We start from the raw sequence: 20,886 nt of genomic DNA on the forward strand, positions 1-20,886 counted from the left end.
GGAAGAGCGATTGGCCCCGCCCTTCGCCTGGGCGCCCCGAGGGGGATGACGCTAGGTCAGCCCTCTCGCGGCAGAGCCCGCCGCGCGGTTCACGCGCGGCGGGTCGTTCGTGTGCCTGCCTCAGGCCGGCTGGGTGGTGTTGCCGCGCAGCTTGCTGAAGCCCATGGCGATCAGCGGCCACAGGCCGGCGATGAGGCCGAGAGCCATGATCGTCGACACCAGCGGGTTCGACCAGAACACGGCGAGCGAGCCACCGGAACCGAGCAGGGACTGGCGGAAGGCTTCCTCGGCACTGTCGCCGAGAACGATGGCCAGCACCAGCGGGGCCAGCGGGTAGTTCGTCTTCTTCAAGAGGTAGCCGAGGACGCCGAACACCATCATCATCAGCACGTCGAAGACGTTGTTGTTCACCGTATAGGCACCGATCGCGCAGATCACCAGGATCACCGGGGCGATGATCGAGAACGGAATCCGCAGGATCGAGGCGAACAGCGGCACCGTGGTCAGCACCAGGATGAGGCCGACGACGTTGCCGAGATACATGGAGGCGATGAGGCCCCACACGAATTCGGCCTGTTCAACGAACAGCATCGGGCCAGGCTGCAGACCCCAGATCAGCAGGCCGCCGAGCAGGACCGCGGCGGTCGGCGAACCGGGAACGCCCAGCGCCAGCATCGGGAGCATGGCGGCAGTGCCCGCGGCGTGCGCGGCGGTCTCGGGGGCCACGACGCCCTCGATCTCGCCATTGCCGAAGTTCTTGCCGTTCTTCGACACGCGCTTGGCGATGCCATAGGCCATGAAGGAGGCCGGGGTGGCACCGGCTGGCGTGATGCCCATCCAGCAGCCGATGATGCAGGAGCGCAGCGACGTCGCCCAGTACTTGGGCAGCGTCTTCCAGGTCTTCCACACCACCTTCGGATCGATCTTCGCCGCCTTGCCGCGGAACTCCAGGCCCTCTTCCATGGTGAGCAGGATTTCACCGATGCCGAACAGGCCGATGACCGCGATCAGGAAGTCGAAGCCGTTGAGCAGCTCGGTGACGCCGAAGGTCAGGCGCAGCTGGCCCGTCACCATGTCGAGGCCGACCGCCGCCAGGGCGAAGCCGATCATCATCGACACGATGGTCTTGGCCGGGGGTTCCTTGCTCATGCCGACGAAGGAGGCAAAGGCGAGGAAGTAGACCGCGAATTTCTCGGCGGGACCGAACTGCAGCGCGAACTGGGCGACCAGCGGCGCGATCAGCGTGATCATCACGATGGCGAAGAAGGCGCCGACGAAGGACGAGGTGAACGCGGCGGTCAGCGCCTCGCCTGCCCGTCCCGAGCGTGCCATGGGATGACCGTCGAAGGTCGTCGCCACGGACCAGGGTTCGCCCGGAATGTTGAACAGCACCGAGGTGATGGCGCCGCCGAACAGCGCGCCCCAGTAGATGCAGGTCAGAAGGATGATCGCCGAGGTGGGCGACATCGAGAAGGTCAGCGGCAGCAGGATGGCGACGCCATTGGCGCCACCAAGGCCCGGCAGCACGCCGATGATCACGCCGAGCAGGATGCCGATCACCATCAGGAGGATGTTGAACGGATCGCCGGCTATGTAGAAGCCGTGATAGAGGTTGATGAAGTTGTCGACGATCATGGGCGTGTTTCCCTGGGAGCGGCCGCAACCGGCCCCGTCTTATCTGTTGGCGTTCAGAGTCCGAGCATTGCTTCGATCGGCCCCTTGGGGAGGGGGATCAGGAACCAGCGCTCAAGCGTCAGGTAGAAGAACGCCGGCACACCGACAGCCACCGCCAGCGAGAGCGGGAAGCCGTATTTGCCCAGCCAGGTCATGAACACGACGATCAGCAGGAACGACGGAAGGTAGATGCCGAGAAACGGGATCAGCACGACATAAATCGTCGCCGGAATGAGCACCCGCAGCACCTGGCCGAGCTGGCCCCATTCGGCGAACAGGCCCGTGGCCTCCGTGCGAAGCGCCATGACCAGGTTGATCAGGCTGCAGATGCAGATGATGAGCCCGACATAGAAGGGAAAGAAGCCGGCCTGCGGACCATCCGAACCCCAGCCGTAGCCGACGATGACGCTGCCATAAATGACGATGAGGCCGAACAGCATGGTCAGCAGTGCCGTGCCGATCTCGACGGCACGTTGCTTGGGTCCCGCTGCGGCTCCGTGATGAGCCTGTTCCATCAAGATTCTCCGAAAATTTCCGCGCAAAGGACCACCCGGCGGGACAACCCCGTCGGCGGCACGTTTGAGGCTCTATCGCTGGTGAGATATTCGTCGCAGGCCCGGGGGCGGCCAGGCGGAGGACCCTTCGGTCCCCCGCCCTTCGCCGTGTTTCCACGCTTGTCGCAGATTCCGCAGCCGGCTATCGGCCGACTGTTCTCGGGCGTGCGCGCCTGTCGGGGCGCATCAGTTGCCGGCGATGAAGCCCGCTTCCTGCATCAGGCCCTTGTGGGTCGTCTCAGCCTGATCGAGCCAGGCCTTGAACTCGTCACCGGCCATGAAGGTCTGGTTGAAGGCGCCATCCTTCATGAGCTGCTTCCACTCGGGGGTCTCGCGAACCTTCTTGAACAGTTCGACGAAGTAGGCGACCTGCTCGTCGGTCACGCCCGGGGGCATGAAGACGCCGCGCAGCATCAGATATTCCACGTCGAGGCCGGCCGACTTGCAGGTCGGCACCGAGGACCAGGACAGGTCGCCCTGGATCTTGTCGGTGTAGGGAAGCGGCTTGGAGTCGAACACGCAGAGCGGACGAACCTTGTCGCCGCGCCACTGCGAGACGGCCTCGATCGGGTTGTTCACGCTCGAATTGATGTGCCCGCCGACCAGCTGCACGGCCACTTCGCCGCCGCCCTTGTAGGGGATGTAGGTCAGCTTCTTGCCCAGCGCCTTCTGGATGGCGACGGTGATGATCTGGTCTTCCTGCTTGGAGCCCGTGCCACCCATCTTGAAGGTGTTGTCCGGGGCGGCCTTGATCGCGGCCTCATATTCCTGCGCGGTCTTGTAGGGCTCCTGGGCGTTCACCCAGAGCACGAACTCGTCCAGCGCCAGCATGGCGACCGGGGTCAGGTCCTTCCAGTTGAAGGGAATGCCGGTGGCGAGCGGGGTGGTGAACAGGTTGGAGAGCGAGATGACGATCTTGTGCGGATTGCCCTTGTTGCTCTTCACGTCGAGGAAGCCCTCGCCGCCGGCGCCGCCGGACTTGTTGATGACGACCAGCTGGGTCGACATCAGGTCATGCTTGGCGATGATGCCCTGGAGCGTGCGGGCCATCTGGTCGGCGCCGCCGCCGGTGCCGGCGGGCACGATGAATTCGACCGGCTTGGTGGGTTCCCAGGCGGCCGCGGCGGGCAGCATGGACAGGGCCGTCATGCCAAGAGCGGTCACGGCACCGAGGCCGAGAGCATGCAGATGTTTCATTTGGCGTTTCCTTCCCAAAGGGTTTGGCGAACGGCCGACTCATTGGATGGTCGGCTCTTTGCTTGGGCCTCTCCTCGCGTCCGAAGGACGGGGCGAGACCTCGATAACCGGGGACTTCTTGTATGTCTCTCCGCCGGATATTCTGTGGAATAACTTGTACCAAGAATAAGCCCAAGCCAAGTGCTAATTCTAAAGTTCAATGTTGCATCGCAAGGTCAACTGGTATTACGTATTCCGATTATTTTGTATCTGGCATACCGATTTTGGTATACCTAATAATTCATAATGTGTCCTTGAATACGTTATTAATCAAACCATTGACCCAAAAGCCTTTTTTTGCGGGCTTCTGCCGCGGGGCCTCCGCGCCCCCGGCCCTGCGGATGCTGGGGAAGCCGCCAGCGGCGGCTTCCAAGCCGGGAGCAAGCCGGGCCGCGCGAATACATGAGCATCCTCACTTCGCCCGATTTTGCCCCAAGCTCGCCCACTTTGTCGCCATATTGTTGCGGTGCAACACAGGCGTGCGGAAGCGGGCGATGGATTCCCGGCGTTTCTGACCGGCGTCTTCACCTGCCATCGCACGGCAGATCGGGACAACACCGCCCCTACCGCTCGCGCCGGGTCGCGGCGCGGAATCGTTTTTGCTAGGAGTCATGTGAAACGGCTCCCGTGCCGGCGACGGCGCGAAACGGAGCGACCCACCTCCCGTCCCGGCCACGGGACACCACGGAGACACTGTCCAAATGACCAGCCGCGTGATTCCGGTGGCTCCCTTCACCCTCACCGTCTTCGGGGCGACCGGCGACCTCGCCCGCCGCAAGCTCATTCCGGCGCTCTTTCACCGCGACCTCGACGGGCAGATACCCGACGACGCCACCATCATCGGCGTCTCGCGCCGCGCGCTGAGCGACGACCAGTTCCGTGCCTTCGCCCGCCAGGCGCTCAGCGACCATATTCCGGCGAGCGAGCTGGAAGGGCCGGAGGTGGAGCGTTTCCTCGCGCGCCTCTCTTACGTCGCCGCCGATGCCGACGCCGATGGCGGCTGGCCGGAGCTGGCGCAGCGCGTCGAGGCCTTCCCGGAGCATATCCCGGTCTATTATCTCGCCACGGCGCCGCATCTGTTCGGGCCGATCTGCGAGCGGCTGGGCAAATACGGGCTCTCCCGCAATGGCCGCGTCGTCATCGAGAAGCCGATCGGCAAGGACCTGAAGTCCGCCGTCGCGCTTAACGAGCAGGTCGGCCGCATCTTCCCGGAAGATCGCGTCTACCGCATCGACCATTATCTGGGCAAGGAGACGGTGCAGAACCTGATGGCGCTGCGCTTCGCCAATGCCCTGTTCGAGCCGCTGTGGAACAACGCCCACATCGACCATGTGCAGATCACGGTGGCCGAGGCGCTCGGCGTCGAGGAGCGGGCCGGCTATTACGACACCGCGGGCGCCATGCGCGACATGGTGCAGAACCACATCCTCCAGCTGCTCTGCCTCGTCGCCATGGAGCCGCCCGCCTCGCTCGACGCCGATGCGGTGCGCGACGAGAAGCTGAAGGTGCTGCGCGCCCTCAAGCCGATCGACGACCAGAACATGGCGGCCGTCACCGTGCGCGGCCAGTACCGCGCCGGCGCCTCGGCGGGCGGGGCGGTGGCCGGCTATCTCGACGAGCTCGGCTCCTCCACCAGCAGCACCGAAACCTTCGTCGCCGTGAAGGCGGAGGTGGAGAACTGGCGCTGGGCCGGCGTGCCCTTCTATCTGCGCACCGGCAAGCGGCTCGCCTCGCGCGTCTCGGAAATCGTGGTTGGCTTCAAGCCGGTGCCGCATTCGGTGTTCGACGCCAATGTCGGGCCGATCGAATCGAACCGGCTGGTCATCCGCCTGCAGCCGGACGAGGGCGTGAAGCTGTGGCTGATGATCAAGGATCCCGGCCCCGGCGGCATCCGCCTCACCCATGTGCCGCTCGACATGAGCTTCGCCAAGGCGTTCAAGGTCCGCAACCCGGACGCCTATGAGCGTCTCATCCTCGACGTGGTGCGCGGCAACCAGACCCTGTTCATGCGCCGCGACGAGGTCGAGGCGGCGTGGAAATGGGTGGACCCGATCCTGCAGGCCTGGCGCAGCGCCAAGGAGCCGCCGCGCCCCTACACCGCCGGCACCTGGGGCCCCTCGGCCGCCATCGCCCTGATCGAGCGCGACGGCCGCACGTGGTTGGAAGACGGCGCCTGACGGCGCCTTCGGCTGAAAGACGGCGCCCCGCCGGGACGTGTGGGCGCTCAATCAGACGTGTGGCGACCGGCCTCCGGTCGTCGCACAACTGCCCTATACTCGGGCGGACGGCGCACCGCCGCCGCCATGGGTACAGGAGCCGGCTTCGGGCCGGCACGAGAGGGAGCACGCAGACGCATGCCGGAACTGCATGAACTGAAGGACAGCGCCGAGGTGGCGCGCGCCGTGGCCGATTTCGTCGCCGCCGCGCTGAGCGCGCGCGTCGCCCGCAGCGGCTATGCCAGCCTCGCGGTTTCCGGCGGGCGCACCCCCACCCGCTTCTTCGAGGAACTCTCCACCCGCGATCTGCCCTGGGACAAGATCGCCATCACCCTGGTGGACGAGCGCTGGGTGCGCGAGACCTCGGATCGCTCCAACGCCCGACTGGTGCGTCAGCACCTGCTGCAGAACAAGGCGGCCGCCGCCAAATTCGTGCCACTCGCCAATGATGCCCCCACGCCGGAAGATGGCCTGTTCGCCGTCAACGAGGCGCTGGAGGAAATGTCTTGGCCGCTTGCCTGCGCCATTCTCGGCATGGGCGATGACGGCCACACCGCCTCCTTCTTCCCCAATGGCGACCATCTGGAAGAGGCGATCGACCCCGACGCGGCGCTCGGCCTCCTTCCGATGCGAGCGCCCGATGCCGGCGAGCCGCGCATCACCCTCACCCTGCCGGTGCTGCTGGGCGCCGACGCGCTCGCCCTGCACATTGAGGGCGAGGCGAAGAAGCCGGTGCTGGAAAAGGCGCTGGGCGAGGGCCCGGCGACCGAGATGCCCATCCGCGCCGTGCTGCGGGCCAAGCCCGGGCTCGACATCTTCTGGTGCCCCTGACACCGGCACACCCCTCCGGCGACCCGCCCGGGCCGCCGGCCACCAAGGAGCGGCCGGAGTGCCGGCCGCTGACGCTTCTGAGGAGAGCCGCATGGCCCATGCCATCCCATCCAGCGTGAATGCCCGCATCGGCGAGGTCACGGAGCGCATCGCGGTGCGCTCGCGCGACGCCCGCGCGCGTTATCTGGAGCGGATCGCCCTGGCGGCCGAGCGCGGGCCGACCCGGTCGAAGCTCGGCTGCGCCAACCAGGCGCACGGCTTCGCCGCCTGCGGCCCCTCCGACAAGTCCATGCTGCGCGAGGGCGCGGGCGCCAATCTCGGCATCGTCACCGCCTATAACGACATGCTCTCCGCCCACCAGCCCTATGAAACCTATCCCGAGCTGATCCGCGCGGCGGCGCGCCGCGCCGGCGGCACGGCGCAGGTGGCCGGCGGCGTGCCCGCCATGTGCGACGGCGTCACCCAGGGCGAGGCCGGCATGGAATTGTCGCTGTTCTCGCGCGACGTCATCGCGCTCTCCACCGCCGTCGCCCTCTCGCACCAGACCTTCGACGCCGCCGTGTTTCTGGGCATCTGCGACAAGATCGTGCCCGGCCTCGTCATCGGCGCGCTGTCCTTCGGCCATCTGCCGGCGGTGTTCATCCCCGCCGGGCCGATGACCTCGGGCCTGCCCAATGACGAGAAGGCCAAGATCCGCCAGCTCTTCGCCGAAGGAAAGGTCGGCCGCGACGCGCTGATGGAGGCCGAGAGCCAGTCCTATCACGGGCCGGGCACCTGCACCTTCTACGGCACCGCAAACACCAACCAGATGATGATGGAGATCATGGGCCTGCATCTGCCCGGAGCCTCCTTCGTCAACCCCAACACGCCGCTGCGCGACGCGCTGACCACGGCGGCGGCGGAGCGCGCCATGGCGATGACCGCGCTCGGCAATGATTATGTGCCGGTTGGCCGGATGCTGGACGAGAAGGCGTTCGTGAACGGCATTGTCGGCCTGCACGCCACCGGCGGCTCCACCAATCACACGCTGCACATCGTCGCCATGGCGGCGGCGGCGGGCATCCGCCTCAGCTGGGACGATTTCTCCGATCTCGCCGACGTCACCCCGCTACTCTGCCGCGTCTACCCCAATGGCAAGGCCGACGTGAACCATTTCCACGCCGCCGGCGGCATGGGCTTTGTCATTGGCGAGCTCCTCGCCGACGGCAAGCTGCACGCTGATGTGGAAACCGTGTGGGGCGGCGGGCTCGACGCCTACACGCAGGAGCCGATGCTGAACCCGGACGGCACGCTGGGCTGGCGCGAAGGCACCACGGCGAGCGGCGACCAGGCGGTGCTGCGCGGCGCCAAGGCGCCGTTCCAACAGACGGGCGGGCTGAGGCTGCTCGCCGGCGAGCTTGGCCGGGCTGTCATCAAGACCTCCGCCATTGCGCCGGAGCGCCACATCATCGAGGCACCCGCCCGCGTCTTCCACAGCCAGGAGGAACTCCAGGCGGCGTTCAAGGCGGGGTCGCTCACCGGCGATTTCATCGCCGTGGTGCGCTTCCAGGGGCCGAAGGCCAATGGCATGCCGGAGTTGCACAAGCTGATGCCGCCGCTGGGCGTGCTACAGGACCGTGGCCACAAGGTCGCGCTCGTCACCGATGGCCGGCTGTCGGGCGCGTCCGGCAAGGTGCCGGCGGCCATCCACGTCACCCCGGAAGCCGCCGATGGCGGCGCCATCGCGCTGATCCGCAATGGCGACATGATCCGGCTCGACGCGGTCAACGGCACGCTGAAGATTCTGGTCGAGCCGGAAATCTGGGCCGAGCGGGCGCCCGCCTCCGCCAATCTCGCCCCCTCGCATGTCGGCGTCGGGCGCGAACTGTTCGCCGCCTTCCGCGCCGCTGTCGGCACGGCGGATACGGGCGCGAGCATCTTCGCGGTGTGAGCCGGAAAGCCTCGTCCCGGCCGGCGGCGCCGCCGCCGAGCCGGGAGCGTCCGTCCGCCCGTGCGATCCCGGGTCGGCCCATGGCCGTCCGGGATGACGCATGACAGCTCAGTACAGCGGGCCGATCTTGCCGAGCGGGAGCACGCCGAGCATCACCCGTCCGTCGCGGAAGGCGAAGGGGAATGAACTCGCCTTCTGCCCGTCCACGGTGGTTGGCATCCCCGCCATCATCATGGCCGGGGCGAGATTGGCCAGGAAATCGGGCATCAGCCCCGCCTCCGCCATGGCGGCGAACAGGGGCTGCGCCTTCACCACGGCGAGGTCGAGCCGGCCGTCCGGGCGGCGCTGCGCGTCAAGGCCGAGATCGCCCGAGGCGCTGAGCGCGCCGCCGCCGCCGGTGATGCGCGCCAGCTCCAGGTCGATCCGCCCGCCGGCTTGCTGCCAAAGCGCAAGTCGCTCGGCCGCCGACATGGTGCGGAAGGGCGGCACCTGCGTCACGCTCGCCTGCACTTCGCCGTCGATCGACTTGGCGGCCAGAGCCGCCGCCTGCGCCATCGCGACGCCGGAGGTGCGCGCCTGCGGGGTGGTCAGCGCCATGCCGCTGGCGCCGGTGAAGCCGAAGGCGATGTCCAGCGTGCCCGCGGCCTCGCCGGGGTGGTGGCGCACATGCAGCTCCGCATGGCGGGCGGAGAACACCGTCGTGCCGCCTTCAGCCAGCGTGTAGTCATTGGCGGCGATCGAGACACGCTCGGCCTGCCCCTCGCGGCCGACACCGCTCACCTGCAGCAGCGACCAGTTGGCGGTGATCTCGCGGCCGGTCGCGGTTTCCGTCAGCACGGAGGGCCCCTCGAACTCGGCGATGAGGTGGCGGGGATTCCACACCTGCGCCACCGCATGGGCGCGGGTCATGCGGGCGGTCCACGCCGTGGGGCCGGCGAAGGTCACGCTGGGCGCGGCGCAGATCAGCTCGAACCGGAAGGGAAAGCCACCGAATTCGCGGCTGGCGCAGTTCCACACCCGCCCCTCCGTCGCCTCGCGCGCGATCCAGGCATCAACCTCCGCCGCCGCACGCTGGGCGCCCCAGTTCCAGGCGAACGACCAGCCGATGCCGAGCACGACGAGAAGCGTGAAAGGCAGCGCGATCAGCCAGCGGCGGCGCCGGGACGCGGCAGGATCGGGGGGAAGGTCGGACACGCTCATGCAGCAACTCCAGGGATTTCGGGCGGCGCACGCTCTGCCGCCGATGCGGCAGGCTTAAGGCGGGGCGCCGGGCGGGGATGGGCACGGGCGCCGACACCGGCTTTTCTTAGAGCATTTCGCGCCAAGTGGGTTCCGGTTCGCGTGAAGAATAGGCGTAGCGACAAAACCTGGAGCTCGTCCGGTGGACCGGCTTTCACCGGACGTGCTCCAGGTCGTGCTCCAGGTGGCGCGCGCCCCTTGCGCCCTGCCGCCGGCTCGCGCAAGCAGAAGCCTGTTGCCGTCCTCGCCCGATTCCACCCTTCTGCAGGTGCCCGCCATGCCCGCCGCCGGCCTCCTCGCCCATCCTCCCGCGCCCGGCGAACCACTCTGGGTGTTCGGCTATGGCTCGCTGATGTGGAATCCGGGCTTTGCCTATGAGGAGCGGGTGCCGGGCAAGCTGATCGGCGCGCACCGTTCCTTCTGTGTCAAATCCGTGCACTGGCGGGGAACGCCGGAAAAGCCCGGCCTCGTGCTCGGCCTCGATCGCGGCGGCGCCTGCGTCGGCATCGCCTTCCGCGTGGCGCCGGATACGGCGGAGGCCACCCTTGCCTATCTGCGCGAACGCGAGCAGGTGACGAACATCTATCGCGAGGCGGTGCGCCGGGTCTGGCTGAAAGATGGCAGCGAACGCGCCGTGCCGGCCGTGGTGTTTCTGGTCGATCGCGGCCATGCGCAATATGCCGGACGCCTCAGCGCCGAGGAGCGGCTGCATCTGATCCGGCAGGGCCACGGCATAGGCGGGCCGAATGCCGATTATGTCACCGCCACTGCCCAGCATCTGGCCGAACTCGGCATCCGCGATCCAGAGCTACACTGGCTGGTGGAGCGGCTCTGAGCGCTTTGTGCGCTCCGGCGCTCACATCGGGGCGAGCGCGCCGCTCTCGGCATCGGGGAGAATGCGCAGATGGATTTCCTGTGCCCCGGTGGCCATGGCGGCGCTGCGGGCCTTGGCCCCGGCCGGCCCGGTCCACACCGGAATGCGGCGCGTGCCTTCCATCCGCACCGCGATAGCGACGGCGGCGGGATAGTCGGGCGCCTCATCGGCGGCATAGACGGAATACATCTGCCGGCGGCCATCCGTGCCGCGCCAGAGACGGAAGCGCCGCGCCAGCAAACCGCTGGCGCTGAGCGGCCCGGCGTCCTCAAGCGAATCAAAGCGGTGCATGTCGCGTGTCATCATGGGAACAAATCTAGAACATCTGGTTGCGGCGTCAACTCTGCCTGTGGAGGAATCCGCAAAGATGCTGAAGGTTCCCTTGACAGCCCCTCTCAGGGGGGTGGCGACCGCCCCGGATCACGCAGTTGCGATGTCACCGCCGGCCAGGCACGCACCCCGAGAGAGGCGGCGAGGAACTTCACATATTCGATCCCCAGCAGCCGCAGGCTGGCGAGCGGCGCCGGGCCACCCTCCGTCCGCCGCGGCACGACAGGATAGGGCACGAGGGTGATCCCCGCCGTGGTGCGGCGCAGTTCCACCAGCGCGCGCGGCATGTGCCAGGCCGACGTCACCACCAGAAGCGAGCGGAAATGGTTGGCCCGCGCCCATTCCCCGGTCTCGATGGCGTTGCCTTGGGTGTTCAACGCCGAGCGGCCCAGTTCGACGCAGCATTCCAGCGCCTCGCGCGTCGCCGGCACGGTCCGCACGATTTCGTCCAGCGTGGTGTCGGGGTGCACGCCGGTGATGAGCAGCCGCTTGCCCCGCCCTTCGAGCAGGAGATTGGTGGCCTCGACAATGCGCTCGGACCCGCCGGTCAGCACCACGATGCCGTCGGCGCGCCGCCCGGCCTGCGCCTCGCGCCCCTCGATCCCGGCGACGAAAACGGCGAAGCCGGCCAGCACGGCGAGAAACGCCACCAGCGGCACGGCGGCAAGTATCATGATGAGGCGCATCAGGCGGCGGCGGGCCGGCCGGGCCGGCGCTTTCGCGGGATCGGTGGGGGAGAGCGTGGCCACGGCGGTGCCTAGCTGATGCCGCGCAAGGTGCGGTAGACGGTGAGGCGCGAGGTGAGAGTCGTCACCAGCGCCACCAGCACCGCGACGCCGACAATGCCGCCATAGCCGCGCGCGTCGATCGTCATCGCCCCCACCAGCGTGTCGATCTGCTGGTCGAAGCTCAGCCAGGACGGCAGGGTCGAGCCGAGGAAGAACAGCGCGATCGCCGCGCCGCCGCCAATGGCCGCGCCCTTGAGCCCGACGGTGAGGAAATGGCGCTGGAACTCCGAGACGATGAAGGTGTCCCGCGCCCCGACGAAATGCAGCACCTCCACCACAAAGCGGGCGGCGTCCACCGCCGCGCGGGTGGCCACCGTCACGCACAGCACGGTGGCGGTGGCGACCAGCGCCAGCACGGCGAGCCCGATCGCCATCGCCGTGCGCGTGGTGGTGGCCAGCCGCTCGGCCCAGACCCGGTGGTCGTCGAGCGTGGCGGAAGGCACCTGCCGGGCCAGCTCGGCGCGCAGGGCCGGCAGCGTCTGCGCATCGGCCGTGCCGGCGAGCGTCACCGTCACCAGCCGGGGCACCGGCAAATTGGCAAGGTCCAGCCCGGTGCCGAGCCACGGCTCCAGCAGCTTGGAGGTCGCGGCGGGGTCAAGCGCCTGCGCGCCCGCCACGCCGGGCGTCGCCTTCGCCAGCTCCACCGCCTTGGCGAGTGCGGCCTCAATATCGAGCCCGTCGCCCGGCTTGATCTCGATCGTCGCCTCGCGGGCGATGTCGGCGGTCCATTCCGCCGCGACATTGCTCACCGCGGAGACCGCGCCGATGGTGATGCCGGCCAGAAAGGTCATGATCGCGATCACCGCGATCAGCGCCCGCGCCGTCACCGTCGCGCTGGGCACGATCGGGCGCTGCGTCGCCGATTTGGTCGGCGGGTTCTGGCTGGCGCGGGCCGGGCCGGGCTTTGCCGCCGGCTCGGCGCCGGCGATGGCCGGGGCGCGCAAGCGCCCGGCCATCGCCGCCAGCCGTCCTGATGCCGTGGGTCGATGTTCAGTCATAGACGGTCAGGCGCCCCTGATTGATGACGAGCCGGCGCGCGTCGAACTGGTCCATCAGCCCGATGTCATGGGTGGCGATGAGAACCGAGGTGCCGCTCTTGTGCAGTTCGAGGAACAGGCGCAGCAAACGGCGCGCCAGGCTGGGATCGACATTGCCGGTGGGCTCGTCGGCCAGCAGGATTTCCGGCCGGCTGATCAGCGCCCTCGCGATGGCCGCGCGCTGCTTCTCGCCGCCCGAGAGCACGGGGGGCAGCACATGCATGCGCTCGCCCAGCCCCACCCAGTGCAGAAGCTCGGTCACTTCGGCGCGATAGGTCGCCTCCTCGCGCCCCTGCACCCGCAGCGGCAGGGCGACATTCTCATAGGTGCTGAGATGATCGAGCAGCCGGAAATCCTGGAACACGATGCCGATGCGCTGGCGCAGCGCCGCCGTCTCGTCGGGGGCGAGCTTGGCGGCATCGCGGCCGAAGACCGTGACAAGGCCGCGCGTCGGCCGCAGCGACAGGAAAAGCAGCCGCAGCAGCGTGGTCTTGCCCGCACCGGAGGGGCCGGTGAGGAACTGGAAGGAATGCGGGGGAATGCCGAAAGTGACATCCCGCAGCACTTCCGGGCCCATGCCGTAGCGCAGGCCGACATTTTCGAAGCGAACCAAGACTCAATCCTTCGGCGGAGGGACCCCCGCTGATTCTGATGCCGCGACCTCTAACATAGCGTGTGCGCGCCGTCGCAAAAGACGGGCATGCCGCCCGGTAACGGGAAACCCCGCTGGACGTGCGAGGACGGCCCGTTCATCCTGCCGGCAAAGCACAGGGTGCGCCAGCAGCGTGCGCCACCTGCCGCGCGAGAGGAAGCCGATGACGCAAGAAAATGCCGCCCCGACCACCACCGACGCCGGACCCGCCTATCGCGATGCCCGGATCGAGGTGCTGTTCGACGCCGAGACTATCGCCGCCCGCAACCGCGAGCTGGTGGACGAGATCGTCGCGGCCGCGCCGGAAAAGCTGGTGGTCATCGCGGTGCTGAAGGGCAGCTTCGTCTTCGCCGCCGATCTCATCCGCGCCATGCACCATGCCGGGCTGGCGCCGGAGGTGGAGTTCATCACCCTGTCGAGCTATCGCGACGCGCGCGTTTCTTCCGGCCAGGTGACAGTGCTGCGCGACATCGAGACCGATGTGCGCGGGCGCGACGTGCTGCTGATCGACGACATTCTCGAATCCGGCCGCACCCTGGCCTTCGCCAAGGACCTGCTGGCGGCGCGCGGCGCCCGGCGGGTCATGGTCGCCGTGCTGCTGGAAAAGCCGCATAAGCGCGCGGTGCAGATCACGGCGGATTTCGTCGGCTTTCCCTGCCCGGACTATTTCGTCGTCGGCTATGGCATGGACGTCTCGCATGCGTTCCGCCAGCTGCCCTTCATCGGCTACATCCCCGACGCGGAGAAATAGCAACCGCGGCCGCTCGCAGCCCCGCACCCGCATCCCGGCGCCACGGGCAGCGGTGCGACCGGAGCGGCTCGCCGGGCTCTGCCGACGATGACGTCGTGACGAGCCCGGAGCGGGGTCGCCGTCCGGGACGCGTGTCGGGCACGCGGCGGGCCGCATCAGAAGTCGCGCAGCAGCCGCTCCAGATAGTCGAGTTCAAGCCGCGGCCGGTCGGGCTCGCCGAAGCGGCGGCGCAGCTCCTCCAGCACCCGGCGGGCGCGCTGCATGTCGATCTCTTCCGGCACCTTCACCGTGTTGTCGTCGCCATAGTCGCGCGAGCGCATCGGCCGGCCGAGCGGGTCGGTGCGCTCGGCGGTCTGGCCGGAGGGGCCGCCCGGCCCCTCGCCGCCGGGCTCGCCCTGCTGTTGCTGCATCGCCTCGGCCATCTGCTGGGCGCCGCGACGCAGCGCCTGCAGCGCCTCGCTTTGCGCATCGACCGCGCCGGTGCCGTCGCCCTCGCCGAGCGCCTGCTCGGCCTCGCGCATCGCCTGCTCGGCCTGGGCGAAGCCGCCGTCGCCCGGCATGCCCTGGCCCTGGCCTCGGCCCTGCCCCTGCTGACCCTGTTGGCCCTGACCCTGACCCTGCCCTTGCTGGCCCTGACCCTGCTGGCCCTGCCCCTGCTGGCCCTGTTGACCTTGCTGACCTTGCTGGCCTTGCTGACCTTGCTGGCCTTGCTGACCCTGCTGGCCCTGCTCGCGCATGGCCTGCTGCATCTTCTCGCGCAGCTGGCGCAGCTGCTCGCGCAGTTGCTCCTGGTTCTGCTTCAGCTCGTTGAACGCCTGGTCCTGCTGGCCCTCGCGCCCTTCCTTGAAGGTGCGGTCGCGCAGCTGCTGCTGCCGGCGGATCATGTCGCCGAGCTGGTCCATCGACTGCGACATCTGGCTCTGGCCCTGCTGGCGCTGCTGCTGCCGGCCGGCCTGCAGGCCGTTCAGCATGTTCTGCAGCTCGCTCAGCATCTGCCGCGCCGCGTCGCGGGCGCCGTTCTTCGCCATGTCCTCGATGCGGTCGAGCATCTTCTGCAGGTCCTGCGGGCGGACCGTGCGGGTGTTGGGATCGGCCGGCTGGTTGGCGTCGGCGCGATTTTGATTGCGCTGCGCCTCCTGGGCGAGCGCCTTCATGAACTCGTTCATCGCCTCGCGCAGTTCCTGCGCCAGCTTCTGGATCTCCTCGTCCGGGGCGTTGTTCTCCAGCGCGTTCTGCAGCGCCTGCTGGGCGTCGCGCAGCCGCTTCTCGACATCGGAGAGGTCGCCATCCTCGATGCGGACCGCCACTTCCCAGAGATAGTCGACCACGCCGCGCAGATCCTCGTCGCTGCGGGCATTGGCCAGCCGGAAAGAGGCGGTGCGCAGGCCCATGTACTGCGAGGGATCGGGCGTGAAAGCCTCCGGCGCGATCGACAGCGCGTCGAGCGCGGCCTGCACCCGTTCGCGCGTGTTGACGTCGAGCGCCAAGAGCCGCCGCTCGTCGATCAGCGCCCGCGCCAGCGGGTTGGAGAAGCTGCGCTGCGGCAAGGTGAGGCGGCGCGGCTTTGACTGGCCGACATTGCCGGCCTGGTCGCGCGCCACCAGAACCATCTCCACCCGGCTGCCCGCCCACGGGTTTTCAGTGAAGTCCTTGGTCGTCTGCCCGCTCGCCGCCCGGGAGCGGCCGCCGACCAGCGGCAGCGGAAAGTTCGGCGCCTCGACCAGCGGACGAGGCTCGGCCGGCTTGGGCGCGTTTTTCAGCCCGTGCAGGGGCGGGGGCGGCGGCAGGGCGGTGAAGCGCGCCTCGGCACCGGCAATGCCGTAATCGTCCTCGGCCTTGTAGCTCAGCGCCAGCGCGTTATTGCCCGAGGCCTGCGGCTCCTTGGTCAGTTCGATGGTCGGCGGGTTGTCCGGCTGGGCGTGGAAATGCCAGGACACGAAGCGCCCGTCCGGCCCTTCGATCCGGGCCGTGCCATCGCTGGCGATGACGAAGCGCCGCTCCTCGCCGGTGGCGGAAGCGGAGGCCGGTGTGGCCGCCGGTGCCGCTGCGCCTGAAGCCGCCGGCGTCTCACTCTCCTTCGGCGGCGCCGCGGCGATGCCGCCCTGCGTCACCAGCCTCGCATCGTCCAGTCCGATGATCCGCACCACCAGCTCGCTGCCGGCCGGCACGGTCATCGCGCTCGCCTCATAGGACGCGCTCGTATCCTCGGCGCGCCCGGCGGCGGCGGCCTGCGCCATTTCCTGCGAGCGCAGGCCCGGCAGCATGATCGGCGCGCGGCCGGTATAGCCGGGCGGCGTCACCCAGGCATCGACGCGATAGGGCTTGGGCGGCACGAGCTCGGCCCAGTCGAAGGCGGCAGCGATGCGGCGCAGATGGTCGCCCGGCACCATGAAGAATGTGGCAATCACCCCGAGCAGCACCAGCGCCCGCAGCGCCTGCCCATCCTTGGCGGCGACGCCCGGCGCCGGCAGGCCGACACGCAGGCTGCCGATCTGCGCCGACATTCGCGCCAGATGCGCCCGCCAGAGCGCGGCGCCGACCGGATCGTCGGGCTTGGAGGCGAGATGGTCGGACAGCGCCGTGGCCGGCCGGTGCGGAAGGTGGCTCTCGCGGTCGAGCCGCGACAGCGCCTCGCTGGCCGAAGGCGGCCGAATGCGCAACGCCGGCACCAGCGCCAGCGCGAACAGCGCGGCGAAGAGCACAAGGCCGAGGATGCGGCCATAGGGCGGCAGCGACAGCCAGAGGCCGAGCCAGGAGGCGATGAGAAACAGGCCGAGCGCGGCGCCAAGCGCGACCATGGCGGGCCAGACGCGCTCCCACAGCAGCACGCCCCAGGCCCGCTGCAGCGCGGCGCCCATGAGGCGCCCGGCAGAACTGTTTTGCTCGGCGGCCCAGCGCTCGCCGGCGCGTGCCATCTCGGCGCGCGCGCCAGCGGCCGCAGCCGGGCGGCCCTCGCCTTCCGTACCTTCCGGTGTTGCCGTCACGCGGCTGACCTCCGACGCTCTCAGGTCCACACCAGCCCCAGCGTCACCTTAACATGGGCAATCGGGCGCGCCAGCCCTGCCGCCGGAACGGGCACGCTCAACGCATCATCACCTCGTGAGAGCGCGCCGGCCGCGCAGAAGGCGGCCGGGTATCTGCCGTGATCAGGCCAGCCAGCCGGGAATCCGGTCGAGGGCGATCAGCTCGTCGACCTCGACGCGCGGCCGCACAATCGCGAATTCCCCGCCTCTCGCCAGCACTTCCGGGATCAGTGGGCGCGTATTGTAGGTGGAGGCCTGCACCGCGCCATAGGCGCCCGCCGTCATCACCGCGATGAGATCGCCGGCCTTCAGCCCCGGCAGCCGCCGCCCCAGCGCCAGGAAATCGCCGGATTCGCACACCGGCCCGACCACATCCGCGACCATCTGCCCCTCGCCGGGCACCGCCTCGCGCACGGGCAAGATTTCGTGATGCGCGTCGTACAGCGTCGGGCGGATGAGATCGTTCATCGCCGCGTCGACGATGACGAAGTGCTTGCCCTCGCCTTCCTTCACATAGAGCACGCGGGTGACGAGGATGCCGGCATTGGCCACCAGCATGCGCCCGACCTCGAAGACGAGGCCGAGGCCGAGATTATGCGTGTGCCGCTTCACCAGCGCCGCATAGGCGGAAGGCAGCGGCGGCTCCGCCTCGCCCGCGACATAGGGCACGCCGAGCCCGCCGCCGAGGTCGAGATGGGTCAGCGCATGCCCGTCCGCCATCAGGTCGCGGGCGAGTTCCACCAGCAGCGCGGTGGCATTGTCGAACGGGCCGAGATCGGTGATCTGGCTGCCGATATGCATGTCGACGCCGGTAATGCGCAGCCCCGGCAGGGCGGCGGCGTGGCGATAGACCTCGCGCGCCCGCGACACCGGAATGCCGAACTTGTTGTCGGACTTGCCGGTGGAGATCTTGTGGTGGGTCTTGGCGTCGACGTCCGGGTTGACGCGAATCGAGATCGGCGCCGCCACCCCGTGGCTCACCGCCACCTCGGAGAGGGTCAGCAGTTCCGGCTCGCTCTCCACATTGAAGCACATGATGCCGGCATCGAGCGCCGCCGCCATTTCCTCGCGCGTCTTGCCGACGCCGGAGAACACGATCTTGCGCGGCTCGACACCCGCCGCCAGCGCCCGCTTCAATTCGCCGCCGGAGACGATGTCGGCCCCGGCGCCCAGCTTGGCGAAGGTGCGAATCACCGCCTGGTTGGAATTGGCCTTCACCGCGTAGCAGAGGGTGGTGCGCATGTCGGCGAAGGCGTCGGTGAACACCCGGTGGTGCCGCTCCAGCGTCGCGGTGGAATAGGCGTAGAAGGGCGTGCCGACCGCGCGCGCGATGTCGACAAGGCTTACATCCTCGGCGTGGAGGATGCCGTCACGATAGGCGAAATGATGCATGGCGCTTCGGTGGTCAGAGCAGGCCGTCGAGGATGAAAGGCGTCTTCGGCTTCACCGGGCCGGTATCCTTCGGCACCTTGCCGTCCGGACCGGGCTGCGCCTGCGGCGAGTTCGGCGGCGGCTCCAGCGGGCCTTTCACGCCGCAGCCACCCAGCGCCAGCGCGCCACCGAGCGCGAGCGAAAGGCCAAGGACGCGGCACAGGCGGGAGAGAGCACGGGACAAGGAGGCTTCCTCGGCTGGGTCAGGTGATGAACAGGGGCAACCTATAACGGCGCTTTCGGAAAGGCGAGCCCGCAGCGCGCCCTCGCGCCTCAGGCATCGAAGGTGGCGATCACGGGCACATGATCGGAAGGGCGCTCCCAGCCCCGCGCCTCGCGCAGCACGGTGAGCGCCCGGGCGGTGGGGGCCAGCGCCGGGGTCGCCCACACATGGTCGAGCCGCCGGCCCCGATTGGACGCCGCCCAGTCGGCCGCGCGGTAGCTCCACCACGTATAGAGCTTTTCCTGCGGCGGGATGAAATTGCGCATCACGTCCACCCATTGGCCGGCCGCCTGCAGCTTCGCCAGCTTGTCGACCTCAACAGGCGTGTGGCTGACCACGTCGAGCAATTGCTTGTGGCTCCACACATCCGCTTCCAGCGGGGCGATGTTGAGATCGCCCACCAGCACCGAGCGCGCGGTGGGGTCCTGCGGGTGCAGGTGCTCCCAGGCAGTCGCCTCGTCGAGGAAGGCCAGCTTGTGGCGGAACTTCTCGTTCACCTCGGGGTCAGGAACGTCGCCACCGGCCGGGATGTAGAAATTATGGATGGTCAGCGGCGCCGCCAACCCCGCCTCGCGGCCGAGCACCACCGAGATGTGGCGGGCATCGCCCATGTCGCAGAAGCCCTGCCGACTCACATCCTCGAAGGGCCGCTTCGAGAGGATGGCGACGCCGTGATAGCCCTTCTGGCCGTGGATGGCGGCGTGGGGATAGCCGAACTTGGCCGCCTCCTTCAGCGGAAAGCGGTCATCCGGCGTCTTGGTCTCCTGCAGGCAGATGACGTCCGGCTGGTGCTCTTCGGCCAGCTTGGCGACGAGCCCGATGCGCAGGCGCACCGAATTGATGTTCCAGGTGGCGATGGAGAGCGGCAAAGCGGGGGAACCTTCGCGGGGCGGGAATCGGCCGCGACACTAGAGCATGTTCCGCCGAAGGTGAACGGGCGCCGCGCCATCCCCACGCGCGCTCGTGTCCCGGCGCAGCGGGAGCGCCGCACCGCGATCCCGGCCGTCGCACCATCATCCCCCGGCTTGACCCGGGGATCCACGGCTTTTGCAGCGGCGCCGAGTGGACGACCGCGCCAAGCCCGGTCCTGACGGTCATCTAACGCCATGTTCGGTGCGTCCCGGATCGGCGCTGCGCGCGGCTTGTCCGGGACACGGCTTCCGCCCGCTCAATTCCGGTTGATGACGAACAGCATCGGGTCGGGCCGCTGCGAGGTGTCGAGGTTGGAGACCGCGACCGTGGTGTCGTAGCCCTGCGGGTCGGTGACGGTCCACTGCTTCAGCTGCATGGTCTTGGCGTCGAACATGATCATCAGCCGGTAGGTGCCGACCATGGGCTGCTTCTCCTCGATCACAACAGTGGCGAAGATGTCGTCCTGGTAGACGCCGGTCACATTGGCGTTGCGGGCGAGGTTGAAGTTCTCCGACAGCAGGAAGCGCAGCGGCGTGGCGGAAAGCGGCGAAATATCCTGCGTCTTCAGCTTCTTGTCGCGCACCGCCACCGAACGCCCGTCGGCCACCAGCTCGATCCGGCTCGGCGCCTCATATTCAAACAGCACCCGGCCCGGCTTGAGGATGTAGAACTGGCCCTGCTGCCGGTCGCCATTGGGATCGACCTGCACGAAATCGCCGATCATCGTCTTGAAGCTGTTGAAATAATCGTTGATGCGCTGGACCGTCTCATTGGCCGCGCGCTGGTTCGCCGCGGCGGCGACCTGAATGTCGGGACTGGCGGCAGGAGCAGCGGTCGCGGCGGCCCCCGAAGCAGCGGCAGGGCCGGCCTGAGCGGTGCGCATCAGCGCCGCCGGCTTCTTCGGCGGCACCGGCACGAAGGAGGGCGGCGGCACCTGCGCCAGCGCAAGCCCTGCGGGCAGGAACACCGCCGGCAGGAGCAGGAGGGCGGTGGCGCGGATACGGAACATAGGGCGCATGGGGCAAATCTCGCTGGAGCACGTCTCGCGGGGCGCACGTCTGGCTGGGCGCGCGGCGCGAAAGCGACCGGGGGCGCATGTCGGTGTCAATGAAGCGGGTAGCGCGCCGCTGTGGCGATCCTGTGGCCCGGACGCTGCGTCAGCGCCGTCTCGGCGGAAGGGGGGAG

18 protein-coding genes are annotated in these 20,886 nt (G+C 68.6%); 5 read left to right on the top strand and 13 right to left on the bottom strand.

Annotated features, from left to right (window positions below):
* Positions 1-120: 120 nt before the first annotated feature.
* The 3 genes from J2S76_RS04345 to J2S76_RS04355 form a co-directional block, all read right to left on the bottom strand.
* Complete coding sequence (locus tag J2S76_RS04345) at positions 121-1,635, bottom strand: tripartite tricarboxylate transporter permease (RefSeq protein WP_307057874.1); 1,515 nt, start codon at positions 1,633-1,635, stop codon at positions 121-123.
* Between the two features lie 53 nt (positions 1,636-1,688).
* Positions 1,689-2,189 (bottom strand): tripartite tricarboxylate transporter TctB family protein, encoded by a 501-nt coding sequence (locus J2S76_RS04350; RefSeq protein WP_307057878.1) that lies wholly within the window; start codon positions 2,187-2,189, stop codon positions 1,689-1,691.
* A 225-nt stretch (positions 2,190-2,414) separates the two neighbouring features.
* Positions 2,415-3,425: a Bug family tripartite tricarboxylate transporter substrate binding protein gene (locus tag J2S76_RS04355; RefSeq protein WP_126279467.1), complete on the bottom strand. Its 1,011-nt coding sequence runs from the start codon at positions 3,423-3,425 to the stop codon at positions 2,415-2,417.
* A gap of 740 nt (positions 3,426-4,165) precedes the next feature.
* Between J2S76_RS04355 and zwf the strand changes: the two genes are divergently transcribed.
* The 3 genes from zwf to edd all read left to right on the top strand — a co-directional run bounded on the left by zwf (position 4,166) and on the right by edd (position 8,441).
* Positions 4,166-5,641 carry a glucose-6-phosphate dehydrogenase gene (gene zwf / locus J2S76_RS04360; protein ID WP_307057881.1) on the top strand — a complete coding sequence of 492 codons (1,476 nt, stop codon included), beginning with the start codon at positions 4,166-4,168 and terminating at the stop codon, positions 5,639-5,641.
* 177 nt (positions 5,642-5,818) lie between these two features.
* On the top strand, positions 5,819-6,511 hold the full coding sequence (pgl, locus tag J2S76_RS04365) for a 6-phosphogluconolactonase (RefSeq protein ID WP_307057882.1): 693 nt from the start codon (positions 5,819-5,821) through the stop codon (positions 6,509-6,511).
* A 91-nt stretch (positions 6,512-6,602) separates the two neighbouring features.
* Positions 6,603-8,441: a phosphogluconate dehydratase gene (gene edd, locus J2S76_RS04370; protein WP_307057884.1), complete on the top strand. Its 1,839-nt coding sequence runs from the start codon at positions 6,603-6,605 to the stop codon at positions 8,439-8,441.
* A 108-nt stretch (positions 8,442-8,549) separates the two neighbouring features.
* Here edd and J2S76_RS04375 read toward each other — a convergent pair whose 3' ends face one another.
* Positions 8,550-9,641: a DUF2125 domain-containing protein gene (locus J2S76_RS04375; RefSeq protein ID WP_307057886.1), complete on the bottom strand. Its 1,092-nt coding sequence runs from the start codon at positions 9,639-9,641 to the stop codon at positions 8,550-8,552.
* Positions 9,642-9,957: 316 nt separating this feature from the next.
* Between J2S76_RS04375 and J2S76_RS04380 the strand changes: the two genes are divergently transcribed.
* Positions 9,958-10,515 (top strand): gamma-glutamylcyclotransferase, encoded by a 558-nt coding sequence (locus tag J2S76_RS04380; RefSeq protein WP_307059113.1) that lies wholly within the window; start codon positions 9,958-9,960, stop codon positions 10,513-10,515.
* Between the two features lie 21 nt (positions 10,516-10,536).
* Here the strand turns inward: J2S76_RS04380 and J2S76_RS04385 are convergent, their stop codons facing one another.
* The 4 genes from J2S76_RS04385 to ftsE form a co-directional block, all read right to left on the bottom strand.
* Positions 10,537-10,845 carry a hypothetical protein gene (locus tag J2S76_RS04385; RefSeq protein WP_307057888.1) on the bottom strand — a complete coding sequence of 103 codons (309 nt, stop codon included), beginning with the start codon at positions 10,843-10,845 and terminating at the stop codon, positions 10,537-10,539.
* Between the two features lie 104 nt (positions 10,846-10,949).
* Complete coding sequence (locus J2S76_RS04390; protein ID WP_307057890.1) at positions 10,950-11,633, bottom strand: YdcF family protein; 684 nt, start codon at positions 11,631-11,633, stop codon at positions 10,950-10,952.
* An 8-nt stretch (positions 11,634-11,641) separates the two neighbouring features.
* The gene (locus J2S76_RS04395; RefSeq protein ID WP_307057891.1) at positions 11,642-12,628 is read right to left on the bottom strand and encodes a cell division protein FtsX; all 987 of its coding nucleotides are present in this window, start codon (positions 12,626-12,628) and stop codon (positions 11,642-11,644) included.
* Positions 12,629-12,662: 34 nt separating this feature from the next.
* Entirely contained in the window at positions 12,663-13,322 is a 660-nt protein-coding gene (gene ftsE / locus J2S76_RS04400; RefSeq protein WP_018388144.1) for a cell division ATP-binding protein FtsE, read from the bottom strand.
* A gap of 202 nt (positions 13,323-13,524) precedes the next feature.
* On the opposite strand from ftsE, the gene hpt reads away from it, so the two are divergent.
* Complete coding sequence (gene hpt / locus J2S76_RS04405; RefSeq protein WP_307057894.1) at positions 13,525-14,112, top strand: hypoxanthine phosphoribosyltransferase; 588 nt, start codon at positions 13,525-13,527, stop codon at positions 14,110-14,112.
* A 155-nt stretch (positions 14,113-14,267) separates the two neighbouring features.
* Here hpt and J2S76_RS04410 read toward each other — a convergent pair whose 3' ends face one another.
* From J2S76_RS04410 to J2S76_RS04430, 5 genes are all read right to left on the bottom strand, one after another.
* Complete coding sequence (locus J2S76_RS04410) at positions 14,268-17,096, bottom strand: TIGR02302 family protein (RefSeq protein WP_307057896.1); 2,829 nt, start codon at positions 17,094-17,096, stop codon at positions 14,268-14,270.
* Positions 17,097-17,258: 162 nt separating this feature from the next.
* Positions 17,259-18,527: a diaminopimelate decarboxylase gene (gene lysA / locus J2S76_RS04415; RefSeq protein WP_307057899.1), complete on the bottom strand. Its 1,269-nt coding sequence runs from the start codon at positions 18,525-18,527 to the stop codon at positions 17,259-17,261.
* A gap of 13 nt (positions 18,528-18,540) precedes the next feature.
* Positions 18,541-18,750: an LPS translocon maturation chaperone LptM gene (gene lptM / locus J2S76_RS04420; RefSeq protein WP_307057901.1), complete on the bottom strand. Its 210-nt coding sequence runs from the start codon at positions 18,748-18,750 to the stop codon at positions 18,541-18,543.
* 89 nt (positions 18,751-18,839) lie between these two features.
* Positions 18,840-19,658: an exodeoxyribonuclease III gene (locus J2S76_RS04425; protein ID WP_307057903.1), complete on the bottom strand. Its 819-nt coding sequence runs from the start codon at positions 19,656-19,658 to the stop codon at positions 18,840-18,842.
* Positions 19,659-19,957: 299 nt separating this feature from the next.
* Positions 19,958-20,719: an outer-membrane lipoprotein carrier protein LolA gene (locus J2S76_RS04430; RefSeq protein ID WP_307057905.1), complete on the bottom strand. Its 762-nt coding sequence runs from the start codon at positions 20,717-20,719 to the stop codon at positions 19,958-19,960.
* Positions 20,720-20,886 lie beyond the last annotated feature (167 nt).

The sequence above is a fragment of the Ancylobacter vacuolatus genome, from assembly GCF_030813595.1.
In the GTDB taxonomy this organism is placed as follows: Bacteria; Pseudomonadota; Alphaproteobacteria; order Rhizobiales; family Xanthobacteraceae; genus Ancylobacter; species Ancylobacter vacuolatus.